The sequence below is a fragment of the Arthrobacter sp. 05L44 genome, from assembly GCF_056397605.1.
Window position 1 is genome coordinate 661,434 of record NZ_JBFTNS010000002.1, and the last position, 22,277, is coordinate 683,710.

The 22,277-nt window shown below is 68.9% G+C and carries 15 protein-coding genes; 6 read left to right on the forward strand and 9 right to left on the reverse strand.

What is annotated here, in order from left to right; all coding sequences use genetic code 11:
- Positions 1 to 65: 65 nt before the first annotated feature.
- Complete coding sequence (locus AC1DHY_RS08310; RefSeq protein ID WP_476878803.1) at positions 66 to 2,588, forward strand: DNA gyrase/topoisomerase IV subunit A; 2,523 nt, start codon at positions 66 to 68, stop codon at positions 2,586 to 2,588.
- Between the two features lie 746 nt (positions 2,589 to 3,334).
- On the opposite strand, the gene AC1DHY_RS08315 is transcribed toward AC1DHY_RS08310, so the two are convergent.
- Positions 3,335 to 3,718 (reverse strand): VOC family protein, encoded by a 384-nt coding sequence (locus AC1DHY_RS08315; RefSeq protein ID WP_476878804.1) that lies wholly within the window; start codon positions 3,716 to 3,718, stop codon positions 3,335 to 3,337.
- 64 nt (positions 3,719 to 3,782) lie between these two features.
- Here AC1DHY_RS08315 and AC1DHY_RS08320 point away from each other — a divergent pair, with 64 nt between their 5' ends.
- Positions 3,783 to 4,301 (forward strand): DinB family protein, encoded by a 519-nt coding sequence (locus AC1DHY_RS08320; RefSeq protein WP_476878805.1) that lies wholly within the window; start codon positions 3,783 to 3,785, stop codon positions 4,299 to 4,301.
- A gap of 97 nt (positions 4,302 to 4,398) precedes the next feature.
- On the opposite strand, the gene cydD is transcribed toward AC1DHY_RS08320, so the two are convergent.
- The 3 genes from cydD to AC1DHY_RS08335 are packed head-to-tail and all read right to left on the reverse strand — an operon-like array spanning position 4,399 to position 10,549.
- Positions 4,399 to 7,860 carry a thiol reductant ABC exporter subunit CydD gene (gene cydD, locus AC1DHY_RS08325; RefSeq protein WP_476903456.1) on the reverse strand — a complete coding sequence of 1,154 codons (3,462 nt, stop codon included), beginning with the start codon at positions 7,858 to 7,860 and terminating at the stop codon, positions 4,399 to 4,401.
- A 6-nt stretch (positions 7,861 to 7,866) separates the two neighbouring features.
- On the reverse strand, positions 7,867 to 8,916 hold the full coding sequence (gene cydB, locus AC1DHY_RS08330; protein ID WP_476903457.1) for a cytochrome d ubiquinol oxidase subunit II: 1,050 nt from the start codon (positions 8,914 to 8,916) through the stop codon (positions 7,867 to 7,869).
- Positions 8,917 to 8,950: 34 nt separating this feature from the next.
- On the reverse strand, positions 8,951 to 10,549 hold the full coding sequence (locus AC1DHY_RS08335; RefSeq protein ID WP_476878808.1) for a cytochrome ubiquinol oxidase subunit I: 1,599 nt from the start codon (positions 10,547 to 10,549) through the stop codon (positions 8,951 to 8,953).
- A gap of 310 nt (positions 10,550 to 10,859) precedes the next feature.
- Here AC1DHY_RS08335 and AC1DHY_RS08340 point away from each other — a divergent pair, with 310 nt between their 5' ends.
- Positions 10,860 to 11,246 carry a BlaI/MecI/CopY family transcriptional regulator gene (locus AC1DHY_RS08340; RefSeq protein ID WP_476878809.1) on the forward strand — a complete coding sequence of 129 codons (387 nt, stop codon included), beginning with the start codon at positions 10,860 to 10,862 and terminating at the stop codon, positions 11,244 to 11,246.
- Between the two features lie 6 nt (positions 11,247 to 11,252).
- Positions 11,253 to 12,239, forward strand: a complete 987-nt coding sequence (locus AC1DHY_RS08345) for a M56 family metallopeptidase (protein WP_476903458.1) — start codon at positions 11,253 to 11,255, stop codon at positions 12,237 to 12,239.
- Positions 12,240 to 12,246: 7 nt separating this feature from the next.
- Here the strand turns inward: AC1DHY_RS08345 and AC1DHY_RS08350 are convergent, their stop codons facing one another.
- The gene (locus AC1DHY_RS08350; RefSeq protein ID WP_476903459.1) at positions 12,247 to 14,355 is read right to left on the reverse strand and encodes a DNA gyrase/topoisomerase IV subunit B; all 2,109 of its coding nucleotides are present in this window, start codon (positions 14,353 to 14,355) and stop codon (positions 12,247 to 12,249) included.
- Positions 14,356 to 14,571: 216 nt separating this feature from the next.
- On the opposite strand from AC1DHY_RS08350, the gene AC1DHY_RS08355 reads away from it, so the two are divergent.
- Positions 14,572 to 14,793: a DUF7455 domain-containing protein gene (locus AC1DHY_RS08355; protein ID WP_476878812.1), complete on the forward strand. Its 222-nt coding sequence runs from the start codon at positions 14,572 to 14,574 to the stop codon at positions 14,791 to 14,793.
- Positions 14,794 to 14,984: 191 nt separating this feature from the next.
- Here AC1DHY_RS08355 and AC1DHY_RS08360 read toward each other — a convergent pair whose 3' ends face one another.
- The 4 genes from AC1DHY_RS08360 to AC1DHY_RS08375 form a co-directional block, all read right to left on the reverse strand.
- The gene (locus AC1DHY_RS08360; RefSeq protein ID WP_476879994.1) at positions 14,985 to 16,319 is read right to left on the reverse strand and encodes an RNA polymerase sigma factor; all 1,335 of its coding nucleotides are present in this window, start codon (positions 16,317 to 16,319) and stop codon (positions 14,985 to 14,987) included.
- A 267-nt stretch (positions 16,320 to 16,586) separates the two neighbouring features.
- Positions 16,587 to 17,891, reverse strand: a complete 1,305-nt coding sequence (locus AC1DHY_RS08365) for a DUF4192 family protein (RefSeq protein WP_476879995.1) — start codon at positions 17,889 to 17,891, stop codon at positions 16,587 to 16,589.
- A gap of 127 nt (positions 17,892 to 18,018) precedes the next feature.
- On the reverse strand, positions 18,019 to 19,350 hold the full coding sequence (locus tag AC1DHY_RS08370; protein WP_476879996.1) for an MFS transporter: 1,332 nt from the start codon (positions 19,348 to 19,350) through the stop codon (positions 18,019 to 18,021).
- A gap of 34 nt (positions 19,351 to 19,384) precedes the next feature.
- On the reverse strand, positions 19,385 to 20,323 hold the full coding sequence (locus AC1DHY_RS08375; RefSeq protein WP_476879997.1) for a proteasome assembly chaperone family protein: 939 nt from the start codon (positions 20,321 to 20,323) through the stop codon (positions 19,385 to 19,387).
- Between the two features lie 309 nt (positions 20,324 to 20,632).
- Between AC1DHY_RS08375 and AC1DHY_RS08380 the strand changes: the two genes are divergently transcribed.
- Complete coding sequence (locus AC1DHY_RS08380; protein ID WP_476903486.1) at positions 20,633 to 22,159, forward strand: leucyl aminopeptidase; 1,527 nt, start codon at positions 20,633 to 20,635, stop codon at positions 22,157 to 22,159.
- Positions 22,160 to 22,277: the final 118 nt, after the last annotated feature.

Here is a 22,277-nt window from a genome sequence, read left to right on the forward strand (position 1 = left end):
GCTTAGCCTAGCCATAAACTTACGCAGTACCCGTTTAGCACCCCGCAGAAGGACCCACTCGCCTCATGGCACGCCGCCAAACCACGCCCCCGGCCGGGGAAGCAGACCAGGACTTTACCGAGAACATCGTCGACATCGACGTCACTTCCGAAATGGAAGGCTCGTTCCTGGAGTACGCCTATTCGGTCATTTACTCCCGGGCCCTGCCCGACGCCCGGGACGGCCTCAAGCCCGTGCAGCGGCGCATCCTCTACATGATGAGCGAGATGGGACTGCGCCCGGACCGCGGCCACGTCAAGAGCGCCCGCGTGGTGGGCGAGGTTATGGGCAAGCTCCACCCGCACGGCGACACTGCGATCTACGACGCCATGGTCCGGATGGCGCAGGACTTCTCGCTCCGGCTGCCGCTGATCGACGGGCACGGCAACTTCGGCTCGCTCGACGACGGCCCTGCCGCCCCGCGGTACACCGAGGCCCGGCTGGCGGCGGCGGCGCTGACCCTGACGGACCACCTCGACGAAGACGTGGTGGACTTTGTTCCGAACTACGACAACCAGCTCACCCAGCCGGACGTGCTTCCGGCCGCCTTCCCGAACCTCCTGGTCAACGGCGCCACCGGCATCGCCGTCGGTATGGCCACCAACATGGCCCCGCACAACCTCAGCGAAGTGGTCGCGGCGGCGCGGCACCTGATCGCGCACCCGGACGCCACGCTCGAGGACATCATGAAGTTCGTTCCGGGCCCGGACCTGCCCACGGGCGGCCGGATCGTGGGACTGGACGGCATCCGCGACGCCTACGCCACCGGCCGCGGCTCGTTCAAGACCCGGGCCAAGGTGGACGTCGAGCAGCTCTCGGCCCGGCGCACCGGCCTGGTGGTCACGGAACTGCCGTACATGGTGGGCCCGGAAAAGGTCATCGAAAAGATCAAGGACGCGGTCAACGGCAAGAAGCTGGCCGGCATCAGCGACATCGTGGACCTCACTGACCGCAAGCACGGCCTCCGGCTCGTGATTGAACTGAAGAACGGTTTCAATCCCAACGCCGTCCTCCAGCAGCTCTACCGCTTCACGCCGATGGAAGATTCCTTCGGCATCAACAACGTCACCCTGGTCGACGGCCAGCCGCAGACCCTGGGGCTGCTGGAACTGCTGTCCGTCTACGTGAACCACCGCATCAACGTGGTCCGCCGCCGCACCGCGTTCCGCCTGGCCAAGAAGCAGGACCGCCTGCACCTGGTGGAGGGCCTGCTGATCGCGATCGTCGACATCGACGAGGTCATCCAGATCATCCGTTCCTCGGACGAGGCCGCCGCGGCCCGCACCCGGCTGATGTCCATCTACGACCTCTCCGAAGTTCAGGCCAACTACATCCTGGAACTGCGGCTCCGGCAGCTGACCAAGTACTCGCGCATTGAGCTGGAAAAGGAACAGGACGAGCTGCGCCGCGAGATCGCCGAGCTGCAGGCCATCCTGGACTCGCCGGAACTCCTGCGCGGGCTGGTCTCCGACGAACTCGGCGAACTGGCGGACAAGTACGGGACACCCCGCCGGACCGTCCTGCTGGAGTCCGAGGCCGTCTCCCCCACTGTCGCTGCTGCCCTGGCCGCGGCCCCCGGCGGAAAGGGCAAGGCGGCGCCGCTGGCCCTGGAGATCGCCGACGACCCCTGCTGGGCGGTCCTCACCGCGTCCGGGCAGATCGCGCGGACGGCCAACCAGGACAGCCTGGCCGAGTCCGGTCCGCGGACCAAGCACGACGTCTTCCGTTCCGTGGTCAAAACCTCGGCACGCGGGGAGATCGCCGCGGTCACGTCCCAGGGCCGGATGCTGCGGCTCCAGGTGATGGACATGCCCGTCCTGCCGCCGACGTCGGGCACCCCCAACATGGCCGGCGGCGTCCCGGCCAAGGACTTCATCACCCTGCTCAAGGGCGAATCCCTCGTCGCGTTCGCGCCGCTGGACCAGGTCCTGGCCATCGGAACCGCCCAGGGCGTCGTCAAGCGCGTGCAGCCGGAGTACCCGCTGAACCGTGAGGACTGGGAGGTCATCGCCCTCAAGGACAAGGACACGGTGGTGGGCGTCGAGCCTGCCGGTTCCGACGACGTCGAACTGGTTTTTGTGACCCGCCAGGCCCAGTTGCTGCGCTTCAGCGCCTCCGCGGTCCGGCCCCAGGGCCGCACCGCCGGCGGTATGGCCGGCATCAAACTGGCCGCCGGGGACCGGGTACTGCACTTCGGCACGGCCCGTTCCGACGACGACGCCGCCGTGGTCGTCACGATCGCCGGCACCGAGGGAGCCCTTCCGGGGACCGCCCCGGGCGCGGCCAAGGTCACGGCGCTGGCCGAATACCCGGCGAAGGGCCGCGGAACAGCCGGCGTCCGTGCGCACCGCTTCCTCAAGGGCGAGGACACCCTGCTCCTCGCGTGGGCCGGACACGGGCCGGCGAAGGCGTCGTCCCTGGCCGGGGTGGCACGTTCCCTGCCGGGCGAGCACGGCCGCCGCGACGGGTCCGGCATCCCGCTCTCCCAGGCTATCGAAGCGATCGGCCCGAGCATGGCATGGGCGGAGCCCGGGGTCCCGGAGACGTAGGGGTTCTGGCGCGGCTGCTGGGCGGGGCGGCCTCGCCGCATGAACCGCTCTGACCGCACCGATTTGCCACAATTGGCCGCTACCGGGGCACCCAATGCGGCCATTTGTGGCGAATCGATGACGACGTGGCGGGGCGGATCTCGGCTCGTGGGGCCCAGCCTTCAGCCCCACGCCGGTGACTAAGCTCCAGTCCCGCGCACGTGCCCAAGCTCCACGACTGCTGGGACCCAGGCTTCAGCCCCACGTATGTGACCAAGTTCTCTGCCACCCCTGCGCCGCCATCTGGACTCGCCACCACGCCGCGCCTGCTACCCGCCATATCCAGTCGCGTGCGTCGCCGGAACCGCATCCACTTGCCGCAAATGGCCGCTTCGGGCCCACCAACCCGGCCATTTGTGGCAAATGGGTGGCAATTGGCCGCAGTGGAGCACGACAAGAGCGCGGTGGAATGCCACAAGGGCGGGCGCAAATTCCCTTCACCCCTCGGCGCAGCAGAGACGTCTCCCGATACCGCCGCCTCGGCACCACCACCTGGGCCCTTCGACACGTGGCACCCTCTGCCGACACGTCCGGGCACAGCCGCCACCTCCACCGCACCCAATCACCAGAAAAGGCCGCTTCCAAGGCCACCAATCCGGCCATTTGTGGCAAATGGGCGGGGCGCGCCGACGCCCACAGCACAGCCAACCAGCCCCGGGCCGCCGACGTGTGTCGCAGCCCGGAGCCAAGCCGCGCCAGAGCGCCAGCTACATGCCGGAGTTGATGTTCAGGATGTTGCCCTCGCTGTCCAGGAACCAGGCTGCGGAACTTCCGTCCGGCAGGGTGGCGACGCCGTTTTCGGTCTTCAGGCCCGGGAAGTCGTATTCCTCGAACACGACGCCGGCCGCGCGCAGTTCCGCGACAGTGCCCGGCAGGTCCGTGACCATCCACCCCATCTGGGTGTTCTTGGCTGATCCGGCGTTGGACGTCTGGTAGAGCAGGAACCTGCTCCCGGCGCCGCACGTGTACATCAGGTTGTCGTCGGCACTCGCATTATCCGGTTCGAGTCCGAGTTTGTCGCGGTAGAAATCGCGCGCGCGGGCGAGGTCCGCGGCCGGCAACACGGCGCCGACCGGCTGGTCTTTGAGCATGGCTATGTCCCTTTCCAGGCCCTTCCCCCGAGAGGCATTTTACTCCTTCCCCTAGACTGCACACATGCCTATCGTGCCCGATCAAAAAGACTGGACCTGGGTGCTGTCCCGGCCGTGCCCCGAGTGCGGATTCGACGCCGCCACCTGCACGCCCGCGACGACGCCGGGGATGCTCGCCAACATGCTCCCCCGCTGGCGTTCCGTGCTGCGACGCCCGGATGCAGCGGCCCGTCCCGATGAGGACACCTGGTCACCGCTCGAATACGCGTGCCATGTCCGGGATGTGTTCAGCCTCTTCGACCACCGGCTCGCCCTGATGCTCTCCGACGACGACGCACGCTTCGAGGACTGGGACCAGGACCGCACCGCGCTCGAACAGGATTATGCCAACGCCGATCCCGCGAACGTCAGCGCCGCCCTAACGGCCGAAGGCGAGCAGATCGCGGACTCCTTCGGCCGGGTCCCCGAGGAAGAGTGGGGCCGGCGCGGAACCCGCAGCAACGGCTCGGAATTCACGGTGCTCACCTTCGCGCAGTACTTCATGCACGACGTCGTCCACCACCTCCACGATGTGGACGGCTAACGCCTAACCCGGCTAAGGCCTGACCCGGCCACCGCAGCTCCACACCCGTTCCGGGGCCGCCGTCGCCCGCGGCTGACGGTCCCCCGCCGCCCCGGACCTAGCCCCGCGCCAACGCCGCTTCCGGCTGCGGCCGGGCTGCCCGGTCGAGGTCCAGCCGGGCATCCGCCGGGCTGACGTCGTCCGGGTTGTGCGTCACCAGGACCACGGTGCGCCCCGCCAGGCCGCTGCGAAGCTCGGCCAGCAGGAGCTGGCCGGCTTCGGCATCGAGGTGGGCGGTGGGCTCGTCGAGCAGAATGACGTCGGCACCGGTCAGCAGCGTGCGGGCTACGGCCAGCCGTTGACGTTCGCCGCCGCTAAGGAATGCCCCCGCCGGCCCGATGGGCGTATCGAGGCCCCGATCGAGCCGGGCCAGGAGCTGGTCCAGCCCGACGGCGGCCAAAGCATCGAGCAGCCGGTCTTCCAGGACCAGGTCCCCGGCCGCGTGGCGTTCCCCCTCGGGCAGCCCCAGCATCAGGTTGCCGCGGATCGTGGAGTCGAACAGGTGCGCCTCCTGGGGGCACCAGGCCGCCCGGCCGGTCAGCTCAAGACGTCCGCCGCCCGGCGGCAGGAAGCCCAGCATCACGGCCAGCAACGTGGACTTTCCGGAGCCGGACGCCCCGGTGACGGCCAGCCACCGGCCCGGTTCAGCGGTGGCGGACAGCCCGGTGAACACCGGGGCACCCCCCGGCCACGCCGCCGACAGGTCCTCCAGCTCCAGCCCCGGCCGGACGGCGTCCCGGGCGGGAGGCCGGGCGTGAACTCCCACGGGTCCGCGGGCCGCCTCCGCCGTTGCGGGCGCCAGCACCCCGGAGTCGCTGATGCGCTGCAGCACCGAGCGGAGGGCCGGGTACTGCCGGACCGCCGTCGTCGTCGCCGAGTAGGGCTCCACAAGTGCCAGTTGCAGCAGCACGACGACGGCGACGATCGCCGGCTGCGCGGCTCCGGCCAGGGCCTGCGGCCCCACAAGGACGGCGCTGGCGAGGGCGGCGCCCCCGCAAGCCAGGACCGTGAGCGCATGCCCGAGGCCCTCGGCCAGGGCCGACCTCTGCGACGCTGAGGTGGCGGCGCGGTCCGCCCGCTGGATGGCGGCCAGGACCGGGGTGGCCACGCCGTTGGCGTGCAACTCGGCGCGGGCATCGAGCGCTGCAGCCACCCGGCGCAGCACGCCGGAGCGCAGCTGCTGTTCCGCGCGGGCCGACATCCGGTCCGCCAGCAGGGCGAGGCCCGGCGCGGCCACAAGGCTGACCACCGCGGCGGCGATCGCGGCCGGGAGGGCAACCGGGAGCAGCAGCCCCACCCCGGTGACGACGGCCGCACCCACTGCCAGGGCGGTCAGTGGTGGAAGCACCACACGGGGCAGCAGGTCGCGGACGGTGTCGACGTCGTCCACGACGGCGCCCAGGACATTGCCGCCCTGCAGGAGCCGCCGCAGCGACAGGGCCCGCCCGCTCAGCGACTCCCAGAGCTGCCCGCGGAGGCGCGTCAGTGCGGTGAAAATGGCGTCGTGCGTCAGCAGGCGTTCGGTGTACCGCAGTGCGGCCCGGCCGACGCCGAAGAATCGCACACCCACGATCGCCGTGAGCAGGTAGAGGATGGGCGGCTGCTCGCTGGCGCGGATTATCAGCCAGCCGGACAGGCCGGCGAGGGCGACGGCGAACAGGGCGGCCAGCACGCCGACGGCACCGGCCGCGGCGAATTTCCCGGCCACGGGGGCGAGGAGGCGGCGCACGTGGGCTGCCGCCGACCCGCGCCCGGCCGAGGTGTCAGCATCGGCAGCCCCGACGCCGGCACCGGCGCGGATACTCGGAGTACCCTGGCTGCCCAGCGGGACCGCCCCCGCTGCCGGGTCTCCCTCGCCGGGTTCCGCACCGGGTGCAGCACCTGGTCCGGCAAGGGGCTGGGCGGGGGGTTTCCCTGCGGTCCCGATCGGCACCAGCCGGTCGGCGAGCTCCCGGGTCTGCCGGTCGTGGGCCACCAGCAGCACGGTCGCCTTCCCCCGGAGGCCCGCGATGGTGCGGGTGACGGCGTCGGCGGAGGCGCGGTCCAGGTGGGCGGTGGGCTCGTCCAGCAGCAGCACCGTGGCGCCGGCCTCGATCCGGGCCAGGCCGCGGGCCACAGCCACCCGGCGCAACTCCCCCGGGCTGAGCTCGGCAGGATGCTTCGCGGCCAGGTGGCCGGCGGCGCACGCGGCGAGGCAGCGCCGGGCGGCGGCGTCGTTATCCTCCGGTGAGCGGCCGGCGCCGGTGCCCAGGTAGAGCAGCACTTCGCCCAGCACAGTGTCCTCAACCATCACCGGGTGCTGCGGGACCCAGGCGAGGTCCGCCGTCGTAAACCCTTCCACCCGGCCTGTGACCTCGGTACCGCCGCCGGTCCCGACAGTGCCGGCCAGGACCCCCAGGACGGTGCTCTTGCCGGCCCCGCTGCGGCCGTCCAGCGCGGTGATGCCGCCCGGCGCGGCAGTGAAGCTGAGCGGCCCGACGGCGGCGTTCCCGCGGCCGGCGTACCGGACGGACAGTTCCGTCACGGTGACGGCCGGAGGCACCACCGCGGCTGTTAGCCCGGCGGTTTCCGGGGCCAGGGGCACGGCCGGCCGGGCGTCGAGGACCTCAGTGGTGTCCGCGAGCGCCGCCCGGCCCTCGTCGCTGGCGTGGTGGGCGGTACCGAGTTCACGCAACGGCAGGTAGCAGTCCGGCGCCAGGATCAGGGCCAGGAGGCCCGCCTCCAGTGCCATGTCCCCGTGGACCAGCCGGACGCCGATGAAGACGGCCACAACGGCGACTGAGATCGTGGCTATGAGCTCGAGGGCCAGCGCCGAGAGGAACGCCGTGCGAAGCGTGGCCATGGTCTTGGAGCGGTATTCGTCGGAGATGTCCTCGAGGGCCTTGCGCTGGGCGGCGGCCCGGCCCAGGCCCACCAGCACGGGAAGTCCCTTGGCCAGTTCCAGCATGTGCCCCGAGAGCCTGGCCAGGGCCGACTGCGCCTCCCAGACCCTGTCCTCGGTATAGCGGCCGATCAGGACCATAAAGAGCGGCACCAAGGGGACGGTCAGGACGATCACGACGGCGCTGACCCAGTCGGCGAAGAGAATCCGCGCGCCGAGCAGCAGCGGGATGGCCGTGCAGTTCACCAGGGCGGGGAGGAACTGGCTGTAGTAGCTGTCCAGTGCGTCCAGCCCCCGGGTGGCCAGGACAGCCAGGCCGCCGTCGGCCGGTCCCGCCGTGCGCGTTCCCGAGTGCAGGGCACGCTCCAGCAGTTGCGAGCGGAGTTCCTCCTTGACACCCAGGGCGGCGCGGCGCGACGCCACCGCCTGCGCCCACACGGTGAGCGAGCGCAGCACCACACCGGCCAGCCCCCAGGCCAGCTGCTCTGACCAGGCCGGGTTGTGGCCCATGAGGCCTGCCAGCATGGCGGCGACGGCCTGCCCCATGAGCACCAGGGACAGGGCTTTCAGTGCGGCCAGTAACCCCAGCAGGTAGAGCGCGGAACGGGTGGCGGGGCCGGTGGGGAACTGCGGTCTCATCGGCGGCTAGTCCTTCGGGGCCAGGGCCTTGGCGGCAATGGCGGGCAGGAAACTGTGCGCTTCCGGGATGTGGTGGACGCTGACCCTGCGGCGGAACACCCAGTACGTCCAGGCCTGGTATGCCAGAACAAGGGGCAGCCCGATGCAGGCCACCACGGTCATCAGGCCCAGGGTGTAGTCCGAGGAGGAGGCGTTGGCGACCGTCAGGTTGAACTGCGGGTTCAGGGTGGAAGGCAGCACCACCGGGAAGGCCGCGCCGAAGATGGAGGCGCTGCCCAGCAGCAGGAAGGCACCGAGCGAGAGGAAGGCCTTGCCTTCCGCGCCGCGCCGGGCGAAAGTCCAGGCCAGCGCGGCGGCCACCACGGCGGCAGCGACGGCGGCCACGGTCCAGGCCTTGCCGCTCTGCACCTGCAGGGCAATCGCCCAGCCCGCGATGGGCAGGAGCAGCACCGGGAGCAGCCGGACGAACCATTGCCGGGCGCGGTGGCGGATGTCGCCGTCGGTCTTCAGCGCGAGGAAGGCCAGGGCGTGCAGGAGGGAGAAGCCGGCGACGGCCAGGCCGCCCAGCACGGCGTAGGCGCTGAACCAGGAGAACGGGCCGCCCTCGCGGTCGCCGTTAGCGTTCAGGGGCAGGCCTGTGGTGGTCAGTGCCAGGGCCGCGCCCACCCCGAAGGCCGCGACGGCGGAGCCCAGCACAATGGCCCAGTCCCAGCGGGCACGCCACTGCGGGGTGTCCACCTTGCCGCGGTACTCAAAGGCCACGGCGCGGAAGATCAGGGCCACCAGGACCAGCAGCAGCGGAAGGTACAGGGCGGAGAACAGGGAGGCGTACCAGAGCGGGAAGGCCGCGAAGGTGGCGCCGCCGGCCGTGAGGAGCCATACTTCGTTGCCGTCCCAGACGGGGCCGATGGTGTTGAGCAGTACGCGGCGTTCGGTGTTGTCCCGGGCGAAGCCCCTCATGAGCATTCCCACGCCGAGGTCGAATCCCTCGAGGAAGAGGTAGCCCGTCCACAGCACCGCGATGGCAATGAACCAGATGGTCGGTAGCAGTTCCATGCTGAATATTTCCTCTGCTTCTTGTGGAGGGCCGTTAGTAGGCGAAGGCCAGGACGTCGTCGGCGCCCGGTGTGCCGGGAGTACCGCCGGACGGGGTGTTGTCCTCGTTCTCGTCCGGCGGGACGTGGGTGAGCTCGGGCATCGCCGAGACCACGCCGCCGCGGATGTACTTCACCAGCAGTTTCACCTCCACCACCAGCAGCACCGCATACACCGCGGTCAGCACCACGAGTGAGGTCAGCAGCTCGCCAGCTGAGACGCCGGGGGAAACGGCCGCCGCAGTGAACATAAAGACCTGGTCGATGCCGCTGGGGTCCGGGTTCGGGGCAACCACAAAGGGCTGCCGGCCCATCTCGGTGAAGATCCAGCCGGCGGCGTTGGCGCCGAAGGGGGCCAGGATCCCGAACACCGCAAGCCGCATCAGGCCGCGGGAGGCCGGCACGGTTCCCTTCCGGGTCGCCCAGAGGGCCACGAGGGCGGCAAGGGCAGCCACACCGCCAAAGCCGATCATCATGCGGAAGCCCCAGTAGGTCACTTCCATCACGGGCACGTACTGGATTTCCTGGCCGGCACGGTCGCCGTAGATCGGGTTGTTGGGCAGGTGGGTGCCGTAGTCGGCCTTGTACTGGTCGAGCAGGCTGTTGACGCCTTTGACCTCGGTGGTGAAGTCGCCCTTGGCCAGGAACGACAGGATGCCCGGGACTTCGATGACGGCGACGACGTCGTCGCAGTTCTTCGAGCCGACGTTGCCGACGCTGAGCACCGAGAAGCCGGTGCCGTCATGGCAGGCAGCCTCGGCGGCGGCCATCTTCATGGGCTGCTGCTGGAACATCAGTTTGCCCTGCAGGTCCCCGGTGATGGCGGTGCCGGCGAAGGAAATCATCGCGACGACGGCGCCGATCCGGAGGGAGCGGATCCAGACGGCGTGATCCGCGCGGTCGCGGCCGGGGACCTCCGACTCGCCGGGGATGACTTTCCCGTCGGCGCCCACGGTGTCGATGCCGTCGTGGCGGCGGCGCCATAGGTGGTACCAGGCGATGCCGAGCAGGAACGCCCCGGCCACGGCCAGGGCCCCGAAGAGGGTGTGCGGCACGGCGACCAGGGCGGTGTTGTTGGTGAAGACGGCCCACGCATCGGTCATAACCGGCCTGCCGTTGATCATTTCGACGCCGACGGGGTGCTGCATCCAGCTGTTGGCCACGATGATGAAGTAGGCGGAGAAGGCAGAGCCGATCACGGCCACCCAGAGGCAGGCCAGGTGCACGCCGCGCTTGAGCTGCTTCCAGCCGAAGATCCAGAGGCCCAGGAACGTGGATTCGACGAAGAAGGCCAGCAGCGCCTCCATCGCCAGGGGTGCGCCGAAGACGTCCCCGACGAAGCGGCTGTATTCGCTCCAGGCCATGCCGAACTGGAACTCCTGCACAATGCCGGTGGCCACGCCCATGATGAAGTTGATCAGGAAGAGCTTGCCCCAGAACTTGGTCATCCTGAGGTATTCGGGCCGGCCCGTGCGGTACCAGAGCGTCTGGATCACCGCCACGACCAGGCCGAGGCCGATAGTGAGCGGCACCATCATGAAGTGGTAGACGGTGGTGATACCGAATTGCCAGCGTGCGATTTCCAAGGCGTCCAAGGCAGTCCCTTTGGCTAGGTTCCCGAGATTTCTACGTTGCGTAGAAGTACTACTTCTACAGAGTGTAGAACAATTTCATGCCCTCCCGCACCCAGCGTGGCACGGCACACCCGGGCCCGCAATGGACCTGCCGCCGCCCGAAGGCTGCCCGGACGCCCCGCACCCGGCGTGGCAGGCGACACGCCGCGGACTCCTTGTTCTACCTCATGTAGAAACTGGGCGGATTTCGCGGTAAATTTAATGCTGAAGTATTCGGCACCTCACCCGGACGGCATCGGCATCCGGGTGGCATTCAAGAAGGACGTACGGAATGGCAAGTCTCGGCGAACTGGAACGGGCAGTGATGGACCTGCTCTGGGCAGGCCAGGAGGCTGCGACTGCGAACACCCTGCGTGACCTGCTGGCGCAGAGCACCCGGGCTGCGGGCGGCTCGGCCGGGCATGAGGGCAAGGATCTGGCTGTCACCACTGTGCTGACCGTGCTGTCCCGGCTGGAGCGCAAGGGCCTGGTGGAGCGCGAACGCGGCACCCGGCCGCACCGCTACCAGGCCGTCTCGAGCCGGGAGGACCACACGGCGGAACTGATGCACGAGGTGCTCGGCTCCGCCCCGGACCGCGAGGCCGTCCTGGCCCGCTTCATTGGTTCAGTGTCCGCCACCGAGGCGGAGACGCTGCGCAAACTGCTGGGCCACAGCTAACACCGGATGTTCTGGACCTCATACTTTCTGGCGGTCCTGGCGATAGTACTGGCCTGGCCGGTACCTATCCTTCTTTCCCGCGCCCAGTGGCCGGCCCGGTCCCCGTTTACGGCCATGCTGCTCTGGCAGGCCATCGCCTTGGCCGGCGGGCTGTCGATGATCGGCGCGATGCTCGTTTACGGCCTGGAGCCGGTGGGCGAGAACCTGCTCGCCGGGCTCCGGTCCCTGGCCGGCATGGTCCTGCGCGACGAGCCCACCACAGCCCTCGGCTTCTGGCACATTTTCGCGCTCTCCGCCGCGGCTCTCCTCAGCGCCCACCTGGTCTTCACCCTGCTGCTGACCTATTACAAGATCCAGCGCCAGCGACGGCGGCACCGCGAGTTGCTCGCGCTGCTGGCCTCCCCCTCCGCGGACGGACCCGCGACCATGGTAATCAGCCATGACTCCCCCGTGGCATACTGCCTGCCCGGCGGGGCGCGTTCGGTGACGGTGCTCTCCGACGGGCTGATGGCAGCCCTGGAACCCGGGGAACTCCGGGCCGTCCTCATCCACGAAAACGCGCACCTCAGCCAACGCCACCACCTGCTGCTCTGGGCCTTCGCGGCCTGGCGCCAGGCCCTGCCCTGGCTGCCGACCACCCGGCTCGCGCAGGAGGCCGTCAACTCGCTGATTGAGATGCTGGCCGACGACGTGGCCCTGAAGACGGAAAGCAAGGCCACGCTGATCAAGGCGATCGCGATCGTGGCGAGCGGTTCCACCGGCGCGGCCGGCGCCCGGATGGCCTTCGGCGAGGCGGGCATGGAGTCCGACGCCGGTCAGCCCGGTGCCACCGGTGGCGCCGGCTCGGCCGTGACCACCGTTTCGCGCGTCAGCCGGCTGCTGTCGCCGCAGCCGCCGTTGCCGGAGGCCGCCCGCCTCGGCGTCCTCGGAGCCTGCCTGCTGCTGCTCGCCCTGCCCACGGCCCTGCTGATCGTGCCGGGCCTGCTCGGCTAATCCGCGCTCAGGCGTCGATCCGTTCCCGGTCCAGGCTGGCCGCCCCGGCGATGATGAAGTCCTTGCGGGGCGCCACGTCTGAGCCCATCAGCAGGTCGAAGGTTTCCTCGGCCTGCTTGGCATTGTCGATACCGACCTTCCGCAGGGTCCGGTGCCGCGGGTCCATGGTGGTCTCCGCGAGCTGCTCGGCGTCCATTTCGCCCAGGCCCTTGTACCGCTGGATCGGTTCCTTGTAGCGCTTGCCTTCCTTGGCGAGGCGGGCCAGCAGAACGTGCAGCTCCGCTTCGGAGTAGGTGTAGATCATCTCGTTCGCCTTCTGGCCGGCGTTGATGACCTCCACCCGGTGCAGCGGCGGGACCGCGGCGAAGACCCGGCCCTCGTCGATCATCGGGCGCATGTAGCGGAAGAACAGCGTAAGCAGCAGCGTCCGGATGTGGGCGCCGTCGACGTCGGCATCGGTCATCAGGATGACCTTGCCGTAGCGGGCTGCCCCAATGTCGAAACTGCGGCCGGACCCGGCGCCGACCACCTGGATGAGGGCTGCGCACTCGGCGTTGGAGAGCATGTCCCCCACCGAGGCCTTCTGTACGTTCAGGATCTTGCCGCGGATCGGCAGCAGGGCCTGGAAGTCGGAGGAGCGGGCCAGCTTGGCGGTACCCAGCGCCGAGTCACCCTCCACGATGAAGAGCTCGGAGCGGGCGACGTCGTCCGTGCGGCAGTCCGCGAGCTTGGTGGGCATCGAGGAGGTCTCCAGCGCGTTTTTCCGGCGCTGTGTTTCCTTGTGGACGCGGGCCGAGATCCGCGACTTCATCTCGCTGACGACCTTTTCCAGCAGCAGCGCCGACTGGGCCTTGTCGTTGCGGTTGGAAGAGGTGAGCTTGGCGTTGATCTCCTGCTCCACCACCTTGGCCACGATGGCGCGGACCGCCGAGGTGCCGAGGATTTCCTTGGTCTGGCCCTCGAACTGCGGTTCGGCAAGCCGGACGGTCAGCACGGCGGTCAGGCCGGCGAAGATGTCGTCCTTTTCGATCTTGTCGTTGCCGGCCTTGAGCTTGCGGGCGTTGGTTTCGACGGCTTTGCGGAAGGTCTTCAGCAGTGCCTGTTCGAAGCCGGACTGGTGGGTTCCGCCCTTGGGGGTGGAGATGATGTTGACGAAGCTGCGGACGGTGCTGTCGTAGCCGATGCCCCAGCGCAGGGCGACGTCGACCTCGCAGTCGCGCTCCACTTCGGCCAGCTGGCTGTGGCCGCGCTCGTCCAGGACGGGCACGGTTTCCTGGAACTTGCCGGCGCCGTGCAGCCGCCAGATGTCGGTGACGGCCGGGTCGGCGGCGAGGAAGTCGACGAACTCGGAGAGGCCGCCGTCGTGGTGGAAGATTTCCTCGTGCGGGCCGAACTCCCCGGGGGTGCCGGGGACCTTGCGCTCGTCACGGACGGTCAGCTTCAGTCCCGGGACCAGGAACGAGGTCTGCCGGGCGCGCGCGGCCAGCTCCTCGTAGGAGAATTTCGCGTCCGGGGTGAAGATCTGGCGGTCGGCCCAGTAGCGGATCCGGGTGCCGGTGACGCCGCGCTTGGCTTTGCCGACGATGTCGAGCACGGAGCCGTCGACGAAGGGCTCAAACACCGCGGCGGGGTCCGGTTTGGTGCCGGGCTCCTTGAAGCGGCCGGGCTCGCCGCGGCGGAAGGACATCTTGTAGGTCTTGCTGCCGCGGTCCACCTCGACGTCAAGGCGGGAGGACAGGGCGTTGACCACGGAGGCGCCGACGCCGTGCAGGCCGCCGGAGGCCGTGTAGGACCCGCCGCCGAATTTGCCGCCGGCGTGCAGTTTGGTGAAGACTACCTCGACGCCGGTGAGTCCGGTTTTGGGTTCGACGTCGATCGGGATGCCGCGGCCGTCGTCGTGGATTTCCACCGAGCTGTCGGCGTGCAGGATCACCTTGATGTCGTGGCCGAAGCCGGCCAGGGCCTCATCGACCGAGTTGTCGATGACCTCCCAAAGGCAGTGCATCAGGCCGCGGGAGTCCGTGGAACCGATGTACATGCCCGGGCGCTTGCGGACGGCTTCGAGGCCTTCCAGCACAGACAGATGCCGGGCGGTGTAATCAGAGCTTGGTGCCACGGGTCGGAAACTCCTTCGGGGATGGAACGTAAAGACGCTCTTCCTAGGTTAGTCGGCTTGGAGCCCTACGCCGGGTTGCCACTCCCCCGCACGGACGGCCGGACCCGGGGCGTTATGGAGCCGTGATACGCGGACAGCGAAAGTGTCCCATCCTTGCCATGGAATGGTGACGAATGCTGGTTATATAGATGTATCGATCTACCAAGGAGGCCGAACATGACAACAGCAGTTGCGGACCGCACACTCACCACCGTTGACCGGTGCGACCGTTGCGGAGCTCAGGCATACGTCCGGGTTGTTCTCGGAGCCTCCGGCGGTGAACTGCTCTTCTGCGCTCACCACGCACGCGCCGTAGAACCGAACCTTCGTCCGCTCAGCTCGGACTGGCACGACGAGTCGGGCCGCCTCCTGGAGAAGGAACCGGTTTCGGTCGACTAGACGTTCAACCAGGGACCCCGGCCGGGGTCCCGCGAAAGGCCCCTCCGTTGCGGAGGGGCCTTTCGGCGTTAAATGGTGGGTGGATAACCGCTTAGACGACCAACGCCTTAAACGACCAACGCGGGGTCACTTCACGCCCGTGGATCCGTGGATCGCGGGCGGGAGGTGACCCCGCGTTGGCTGGAGAATGTTTAGTCCAGGTAGTCGCGCAGGACCTGTGAGCGCGACGGGTGCCGCAGCTTGGACATGGTCTTGGATTCGATCTGGCGGATGCGTTCGCGCGTGACGCCGTAGACCTTGCCGATTTCGTCTAAAGTCTTCGGCTGTCCGTCGGTCAGCCCGAACCGCATGGCAACGACGCCGGCCTCGCGCTCGGAGAGCGTGTCCAGGACCGAGTGCAGCTGCTCCTGCAGGAGGGTGAAGCTCACCGCGTCGGCCGGGACCACGGCCTCGGAGTCCTCGATGAGGTCACCGAATTCGGAGTCGCCGTCCTCGCCCAGCGGGGTGTGGAGCGAGATCGGTTCGCGGCCGTACTTCTGGACTTCGACGACCTTTTCCGGGGTCATGTCCAGCTCGAGGGCCAGCTCTTCCGGCGTGGGTTCGCGGCCGAGGTCCTGCAGCATCTGGCGCTGGACGCGGGCCAGCTTGTTGATGACTTCGACCATGTGCACCGGGATACGGATGGTGCGGGCCTGGTCGGCCATAGCGCGGGTGATCGCCTGGCGGATCCACCAGGTGGCGTAGGTGGAGAACTTGAAGCCCTTGGTGTAGTCGAACTTCTCGACTGCACGGATCAGGCCCAGGTTGCCTTCCTGGATGAGGTCCAGGAACAGCATGCCGCGGCCGGTGTAGCGCTTGGCGAGCGAGACCACCAGGCGGAGGTTGGCCTCCAGGAGGTGGTTCTTGGCGCGCTTGCCGTCGTGGATGACGAACTCGAGCTCACGCTTGAGCTTGGGTTCCATGGAGCCGTCGTCGGCCGCGATCTTCTCTTCGGCGAACAGGCCGGCCTCGATGCGGAGGGCCAGGTCAACTTCCTGCTCGGCGTTCAGCAGGGCGACCTTGCCGATCTGCTTCAGGTAGTCCTTGACGGGGTCGGCCGTGGCGCCGGCGGACATAACCTGCTGCACGGGGGCGTCGTCGTCGTCGGCGTCTGAGTAGACGAAGCCGGAGCCGGTGGTGGCGGTCGCGGACTTGCCTGCGGCCTCGTCACCGTCCTCCGTCAGCTCGGCGGCGTCGGGGGCCGCCTCATCGAGGTCCTCATCGGCGTCGACGTCGTCGGAGTCCTCATCGCGGGACTTGTTTGCGGCTTCTGCCGCGGCTTTGGCGCCGGGCTTGGGCCCGCGCTTCTTGGGCTCAGGCTTGGCGACTGCCGAGTCGGTGTCATCGCCCGCTGCGGAGGCTGCGTCTTTTGCTGCCTTGTTGGCTGCACGCGTGGCGGCACGCTTGGCGTTAGCCGCGGCCTTCTTCTCCTCGGGAGACAATACGGCCTGGTCGGCGGGTTCCTTCTTCGCGGAAGACGGGGTCACAGAAAACCTTTCTAGCGGCGGTCTGTGGAATCACCATACGGGCAACACCACTATGACCCTGTCAAGTCCGCGTTTGACATCAGGCGCAAATCACGTCCGGCAGGGCCACTTAGTAGAACTGCCGGGGCGACCGTAATGTTCCCTGTTTCCAAGGTTCGCTACACGCACTCGATACACGGACCCAACCGGGTCTCGCCAACCATTGTCTCACGATTTTCCGGATCGGGCCCTCGGGCCTCCCGCCATGATGGAATATAAGCGCCCGGCTCAGGCGGCATCGGGGTCGAACTTCTGCCAGGCGGCCTCCTTCCGCCGCGCCCATCCGCACAGCGTTCCCCGGCGGCCGAGCTCGGCCAGCAGTTCCGCCAGGCGGTACCCGGGCAGCTCCGCGACGGCGCCGGCGAAGAGGGCGTCCGCGAAGGATCCCCGGCCCCGGCACCATTCGATCCATCCCCGGGCGGTGAGGGCCGCGGCGCGGGCTTCTCCCCCGCCGCTGTTGCCCAGCCGGACCAGGGTCCCCTCAAGGTGAGCCAGCCGGGTCCAGTCGGGTACCCGGGGCTGGAGCCCGAGGAGCACATCCCCGTAGCCGGGCGGGTCCATTCGCCGCGCTGCGGCCCCGGCGGGCGCATCGCGCGGCGCCGCCATGGCCTCCGGGAATCCCGTGAAATCCGGTGCCGGGACTGGCCGGCCGGGGCCCGCATCGAACATGCCGAACTGCTCGGCACCGGCTTCGGCGGCATCACGCCCGGCCGCGGCCATCACCAGGACCGCGTCACGCCAAGCCGCGACGCACAACGTGGCCCGAAGGTATCCGGCGAGCCCCGCCGGCAGCGCGGGCGGGATCGCCGACAGCTCGGCCCCGCCACCAAGAACGCGCTGCCACATATCCAGTACGGCACCGAACTGCGCACGGTCCCGCCATCTTCCTGAGAACTCCCGCGACCACCGGTCCTCGGCCGCCAGTTCCTCCGGGTCGTCCGCGGGCGGGTGGGCCCGTACGGACGTGCCGGGCGCCGCCCCGATGCTGCTGCCCCGGAAAACCATCTCGGCGTTGAGGAGGCTGTTCCGGATGTCCTCGACGGGCCGCCCCGGCGGGGTGCAGCACGAGGGGTCCGTGCAGAAGGCGTTGCGCCAGTACCGCTCGCCGACCACCCAGGCGTCCCGGACAGGGAGCCCGGCCCGGCCGAGGGTTCGGTCGAGTGCCCGAAGGAGCCGGTCCAGCGCCGCGGCATCGGGACGGTCCCCGCCGTCGTTGTCTGGAGCATCCCCGGCCTCGTCCGCAATACCGTCAGTTGACGTGCTGCCGGGCGCGCCTTCAAAGACAGCCAGCAGGCTGCCGTCGGCGTCCTCATCCGCCACCAGGTAGTCGCGGACCGTCCTGGCAAAGGCGGCCGGGCCGCCGCCCCGGCAGCGCGAGGCCGGCGGGAGGTCGACGCGCAGTGTTGCCCCCAGGCGATTGCCCTGCAGGGTCATGGCGACCAGGCTGTTGGCCGGCCAGTAGCCGAGGGAATGCGGAATGAACCCAAGGATGTCCTCGGGGCCGCTGATCTTCAGATGGTCGGGAGCTGTCATAGGGCCAGCCTCGTCCGGGCCGGCCGGCCGCGTTAGCCCGGAGCTGCCGTATGTGGACAACCGCCCTCACAGAACGAGAGGGAGCAACACGGCCAGCGCCCAGGCGCGCCCGCGCCAGTACACCGAGTCAGGGTGTGCGGCGGCGTTCCGCGGCAACCCGGCGTTGCTCGGCCAAGGCCTTCAGCAGCGGCGGGACAACGACACCCTGCGCCGCCATCTGCCGGCGCACCTTGCGCCGGATGATGAGGATGGCCACGGCGCCCCCGCCGAGGATCAGGAACTGCACACTCAGCGCGATCCGGAAGGCGTCCAGGCTGTAGAGTCCCTCGGGCGAGAATCCGCCCAGGTGCAACGCGTCGAGGGAGAGCCCGATCAGGAAGATGGACATCAGGGCCGCGATGAAGCCACCCACGTTCACAATGCCGGTGGCCGTCCCGATCCGGTGCGCCGGGTTGAAGGTCCGGGCGAAGTCGAAGCCGATCATCGAGCCGGGCCCGCCGATGGCCAGCACCACCACCAGGCCGGCCAGCAGCCAGAGCGGAGACCGGCCGGGCTGGAGCAGCACCGCGGCCCACGCGGCGGCCGTGGCGGCGGAGATCAGCAGCACCATGGTGGAGCGCCGCAGCGGGTGCCTGGCCACGAACCGGCCCATCAACGGTCCGGCCGCGATCGCCGCAGCCACGTAGAGCGCCATCAGCGCGGACACGGTGGCCGGGCTGAGTTTCTGGGCCGAGATCAGGAACGGGTAACCCCAGGTCATGGCGAAGACGGTGCCGCTGAACTGGACGGTGAAGTGGCTCCACAGGCCCAGCCGGGTGCCGGGCTGCCGCCACGCCCGGGCCAGGGAGACGCCGGTGGCGCGCAGGCCTTGGGACGGTTCCGGCGCGGGGTGGCCCGGCGGCAGGTCCTGCAGCAGCAGGACCACCAGCACGACGGCGAGCCCTGACATTCCCGCCAGGGTCAGGAAGGCCGGGGTCCAGCCGGCTGAGTGCAGGATCAAGGCGAACGGCACCACGCTGAACAGCTGTCCGAGCTGGCCCGACATGCCGGTCAGCTGGGTGAGCAGCGGCACGCGGGAAGGCGCGAACCACAGCGGGAGCAACCGGATCACGGCGATGAAGGTCATGGCGTCGCCGGCGCCGACGAGGACCCGGCCCAGGACGCCGCCGGGGATGCCCTCGGCGAAAGCGAGTTGCAGTTGGCCGAGACCCATCAGCAGGGCGCCCCCGGCAATCATGGCGCGGGAGCCGAACCGGTCCACCAGCACACCGACCGGGATCTGCAGGCCGGCGTAGACCAGCAGTTGCAGGACGGTGAAGAAGGAAATTTCGGCGGCACTGGCGTGGAACCGTGCGGTGGCTTCCAGGCCCACCACGCCAAAGGAGGTGCGCTGGCTCACAGCCACCAGATACGCGAAGACCCCGACGATCCAGATCAGCCAGGCGCGGGGGGAAGTCACTCCCCTATTATGCCCCGCGCGTCATAAATAGTATTTATTCGCCGGGATCTTTACGGGCAAGGTACGCCTCAACAGCGGCACCGAGCGCGTCGGCGTTCGGCAGTTGGTCGTTCTCGTCCGCCAGCAGGGACCGGCGGACGGTTCCTTCGGCCTTCTCGTCGTAGCGGGTTTCCAGCCGGGAGACCACCTGCTGCACTTCTTCGGAGGCGTTGATCTGTTCGGCGATCTGGCGGCCGACTTCCCGTCCGGCCTCCCGGAGCCGGTCTGTCGGCAGCATCAGCGCGGTAGCCGCGCCCAGGTATTCCAGGCCCGCGACGGCGGCGGTGGGGTACTCGGCTTCGGCCAGGTAATGCGGGACGTGGATGACGTAGCCGGCGATGTTGCGTCCCGCCTCGACCAGTCGCAGTTCGAGGAGATGGCCGACGGCGGAGGGAACTTCCACGGTGGGCTTCCAGACCGAGATTCCCTCGATCAGCTCCGGCCGGTTGCCGTGGACCGTCACCCCGACCGGGCGGGTGTGCGGCACCGGCATGGGGATGGAGTGGATCCAGGCCGCAATGTTGACGTCCAGTTCCTTCACGATGCCCACCACGGCGCGGGCAAACCGTTCCCATTGCAGGTCCGGCTCGGACCCGGCCAGCAGCAGGAACGGATTCCCCAGGCCGTCCGTCAGCCGGTACAGTGCCAGCCGCGGGGCCTGGTAGTCCTGCAGGTGGTCTTCGACGAAGCTCACCTGCGGGCGCCGGGACCGGTAGTCCATCAGCTGGTCGGCATCGAACTCGGCGACGAGTTCGGAATCCAGGGTGTCAAGCAGTTCCGCGGTGATCTGGCTGACCACGTGGCCCGCGTCCGCGAAGCCGGTAAAACCCATCAGCAGGTTCAGCCCGCGCAGTTCGGGGCTGCGGAACAGCGCGTCATCACGGACGTAGAGCGTTTCAGGGTCCAGCAGGGAGCCGGAAATCCGTTCCATCACGACGTGTTCCTCTCTCGGTAGCAAAGGGGGCGGCAGTGCCGCCGCGGCGGGCACCGTGGCCGCTGCGGGCCGTGTGCCGATACCACCTACAACGCGCGGCCAGCCGGGGTAATTCCTGCCCCAACTGTGTGCCAGCTCTCATTAAATTGAACTCCGGCACCGGGGAGAGACTACGATCGGAACTGGCCTTACAGCTGGCCTTGCAGACACCGGGATGCGTGCAACGCCGACGGTGGCGCAGGTACCCATGGCAGGGCGCCAAACATGCAGTTCCTGCCGAAATATCATAGAGAATTGAGGACTGTCCTCGTGGTCAAGAATACCGAAGTCAAACTGAGCGCGGTCAGCGGAGACCTGAAAAAGTCCCCGTCCGATGCCCTCGTCGTTGGCGTGGGACAGGGCACCGACGGCCCCGTCCTGCTGGAAAACCCGCTCACGGCCAAGGCAGCGGAGGCGCTGGCCGAATCCCTCAGCGTCCTCGGCCTGACCGGCGCCGCAGACCAGGCACACCGCCTTCCGGGCCTGCCTGAGGCCGGCGCATCCGTCCTGGTCCTCGCCGGTGTTGGCAAGGTCTCCGCGGGCACCCCCATCGCGGAAGAGGCCCTGCGCCGCGCGGCCGGCTCGGCTGTGCGCCAGCTTGCCGGCGTCGCCACCGTCACCCTTGCGCTTCCGACGCCGGACCTCGCCGCCGTCGCCGCCGTCGCCGAGGGCGCCGCCATGGGCGCGTACTCCTTCAATGAGTACCGTTCCACCAAGGACGGCCTCAAAGACCCGGTCAAGAACGTCCGGATCCTCACTGACTTCGCCACGGACAAGGCGCTTGCGCCCGTCCTGGAGCGCGCCTCCCTCATCGGCAAGGCCGTCAACGCAACCCGCTCCCTGGTAAACCAGCCGCCGAGCCACCTCTACCCCGAGACGTTCGCCGACGCCGCCAAGGAACTCGCCAAGGGCCTGCCGGTCAAGGTGACGGTCTGGGACGAGAAGCGCCTGGAGAAGGACGGCTACGGCGGCATCCTCGGCGTGGGCAAGGGCTCCACCCGGCAGCCGCGCCTGGTCAAGGTCGAATACGCCCCCGCCAAGGCCACCGCAAAGATTGCCCTCGTAGGCAAGGGCATCACCTTCGACACCGGCGGAATCTCGCTGAAGCCGCACCTCGGCATGGGCGAGATGAAGAGCGACATGGCCGGTGCCGCCGTCGTGCTCAACACCGTCCTGGCCCTCGCCGAACTGGGCCTGCCGGTCAAGGCCACTGCGTGGCTGTGCATCGCCGAGAACATGCCTTCCGGTGCCGCCCAGCGCCCCGCTGACGTCCTGACCATCTTCGGCGGCAAGACCGTCGAGGTCCTGAACACCGACGCCGAAGGCCGGCTGGTCATGGCGGACGGCATCGTCGCGGCCAGCCAGGAATACCCGGACGCGATCATCGACGTCGCCACCCTCACCGGCGCGCAGCTGATCGCCCTTGGCGACCGCACCGCCGGCGTGATGGGTTCGGATTCGGTCACCAGCGCACTGAAGGCCGCCGCGGACCGCGCCGGCGAGCTGGTGTGGCCGATGCCGCTGCCCGAGGAACTGCGCCCCAGCCTGGACTCGCAGGTGGCGGACATCGCCAACATCGGCGAACGCCACGGCGGCATGATGACCGCGGCGGTGTTCCTGCGCGAGTTCGTCGGCAAGGGCAAGGACGGCGAGCAGATCCCGTGGGCCCACATCGACATCGCCGGGCCGTCCTTCAACAACGGCAGCCCGTACGGCTACAACCACAAGCAGGGCACGGGCAGCACGGTCCGGACCCTGGTGGCTTACGTAGAGGACATCCTCGCCCGTACTGTCTAGTCCGCCACGCGGCGCTGTGGCGGCGGGAACTGATCCCCCCGCCACAGGGCCGCGTGACACTGGACACAAGCGCTCCACAAACGCCACAACAAGGTGGAGCATGTATTAGTGGTTCGCT

What these genes read in the sequence shown, in the direction of transcription:
- AC1DHY_RS08310 (WP_476878803.1), top strand. Translation starts at nt 66, where the DNA reads ATGGCACGCCGCCAAACCACGCCCCCGGCCGGGGAAGCAGACCAGGAC.
- AC1DHY_RS08315 (WP_476878804.1), bottom strand. Translation starts at nt 3,718, where the DNA reads ATGCTCAAAGACCAGCCGGTCGGCGCCGTGTTGCCGGCCGCGGACCTC.
- AC1DHY_RS08320 (WP_476878805.1), top strand. Translation starts at nt 3,783, where the DNA reads ATGCCTATCGTGCCCGATCAAAAAGACTGGACCTGGGTGCTGTCCCGG.
- cydD (WP_476903456.1), bottom strand. Translation starts at nt 7,860, where the DNA reads ATGAGACCGCAGTTCCCCACCGGCCCCGCCACCCGTTCCGCGCTCTAC.
- cydB (WP_476903457.1), bottom strand. Translation starts at nt 8,916, where the DNA reads ATGGAACTGCTACCGACCATCTGGTTCATTGCCATCGCGGTGCTGTGG.
- AC1DHY_RS08340 (WP_476878809.1), top strand. Translation starts at nt 10,860, where the DNA reads ATGGCAAGTCTCGGCGAACTGGAACGGGCAGTGATGGACCTGCTCTGG.
- AC1DHY_RS08345 (WP_476903458.1), top strand. Translation starts at nt 11,253, where the DNA reads ATGTTCTGGACCTCATACTTTCTGGCGGTCCTGGCGATAGTACTGGCC.
- AC1DHY_RS08355 (WP_476878812.1), top strand. Translation starts at nt 14,572, where the DNA reads ATGACAACAGCAGTTGCGGACCGCACACTCACCACCGTTGACCGGTGC.
- AC1DHY_RS08365 (WP_476879995.1), bottom strand. Translation starts at nt 17,891, where the DNA reads ATGACAGCTCCCGACCATCTGAAGATCAGCGGCCCCGAGGACATCCTT.